This is a genomic window from Streptomyces sichuanensis (genome assembly GCF_020328095.1).
Lineage (GTDB): Bacteria > Actinomycetota > Actinomycetes > Streptomycetales > Streptomycetaceae > Streptomyces > Streptomyces cinnamoneus.
Map to the genome: position 1 here is coordinate 1 of NZ_JAIXMK010000258.1, position 1,492 is coordinate 1,492.

The 1,492-nt window shown below is 77.6% G+C and carries 2 protein-coding genes; one reads left to right on the forward strand and one right to left on the reverse strand.

Features of this window, described 5'->3' with window-relative positions:
- Window positions 1-1,157: bifunctional phosphatase PAP2/diacylglycerol kinase family protein (locus LE181_RS31790; protein WP_225665084.1), on the reverse strand; the 1,157-nt coding region annotated here is incomplete at its 3' end.
- A 53-nt stretch (window positions 1,158-1,210) separates the two neighbouring features.
- Between LE181_RS31790 and LE181_RS31795 the strand changes: the two genes are divergently transcribed.
- Window positions 1,211-1,492 (forward strand): SDR family NAD(P)-dependent oxidoreductase (locus tag LE181_RS31795; protein ID WP_225665085.1); only part of this gene is annotated, 282 nt, incomplete at its 3' end.

Consider the following 1,492-nt stretch of genomic DNA (forward strand, 5'->3'; position numbering starts at 1 on the left):
AGCCGCCGCTCACGGCCGTTCACGCGCAGCCGGACCGGCCGGGCCGTGCGCAGGATGCGGACCGCGGCGAGCAGCCCGGCCGGCCAGGCGCCGATCCGTGGCGCCCAGCGCTCGCGGACCCGCACCAGCTCGGGGTAGGCGCCGAGGCTGAAGGTGTTGAGGAAGCAGTCGCCCCGGCCGAACCGCGTCACGTCCACCGCCACCGCCTCCCCGGCCTCCATGGCCCGGCAGGCGTCGGCGACGGACTCGATGCCCAGGTCGTAGGCGAAGTGGTTGTGGGTGCCGCCGGGCAGGACGGCCAGCGGCAGGCCGTGCCGCAGGGCGGCGCCCGCCGCCGCGTTGACCGTGCCGTCCCCGCCGTGCACCCCCAGTGCGCCGCCCAGCTCGGCCGCGCGGGCCGCCGCCTCCTCCAGGGCCGCGGTCAGCGGCCGTTGCGGTGCGTCGGCGTCCCCGCCCCACGACACGATCTCCGCGTGCGGCAGGGCCGAGCGGAGGAGCTCCACCGGATCCGGCCGGGGGGCGGCCGCGGCGCGCTGCCCGGAGCCGCTGTTGGCGACCACCACCAGGCCCCGGCCGCCGGGCAGCGCCGGGGCGTCGGCGCGGGGCCGGGCCGGGGGAGCGAGCTGGGAACGGGTGGGGGCCACGCCGCGCACGGCGAAGGCCGCCCCGGCGCCGAGCAGCGCCCCGGCCACCACGTCCCCCGGATAGTGGACGCCGGTGTAGACGCGGGAGAAGCACACGGCGGCCGCCAGCGGTGCCAGGGCCAGACCCCACGAGCGGTTCTCCAGCATGACGCCGGTGGTGAAGGCGACCGCCGACGCCGAGTGCCCGGAGGGGAAGGACGTGGTGAACGGCTGCCGGCTCAGTTGGCGCACCAGCGGCACGGCGTCCCGCAGCGGGCGGACGCGCCGCACCGACCGTTTGCCGATGGTGTTGACCGTTGCGGACGCGACGGCCAGCGACGCCACTCCGCGCAGGGCGGCGCGCCGCGCGGGCCTTCTGCCGGCCACCGCGGCCCCCGCCGCCACCGCGAACCACAGCACCCCGTGGTTGGCGCTGCGCGACAGAGCGGGCAGCACGCGGTCGCCGCCGGGCCAGTGACGCTCGGCGACCCGCTGGAAGACGGACCGGTCCCATGCACTCAACTTGCTTCGCATGCGCGACGTGTACCCCGTTTATCCCGGGGCGACGCGGGTACCCGGCGGCGGTGATGAAGAGAAACAAGCCCTCCGTCGTGGTGGTGACCGGGGCGAGCGGCGGCGTGGGCCGGGCCACCGCCCGGGCGTTCGCGTCCCGCGGCGCCTGCGTCGCGCTGCTGGCCCGCGGCCGCAAGGGACTGGACGCGGCCGCCGCGGACGTGCGCGAACGCGGCGGCGACGCGCTGGCGCTGAGCGTGGACGTCGCCGACCACCGGGCGGTCACGGAGGCCGCCGACCGGATCGAGGAGACGTTCGGCCCGGTCGACGTCTGGGTCAACAACGCCTTCACCGGC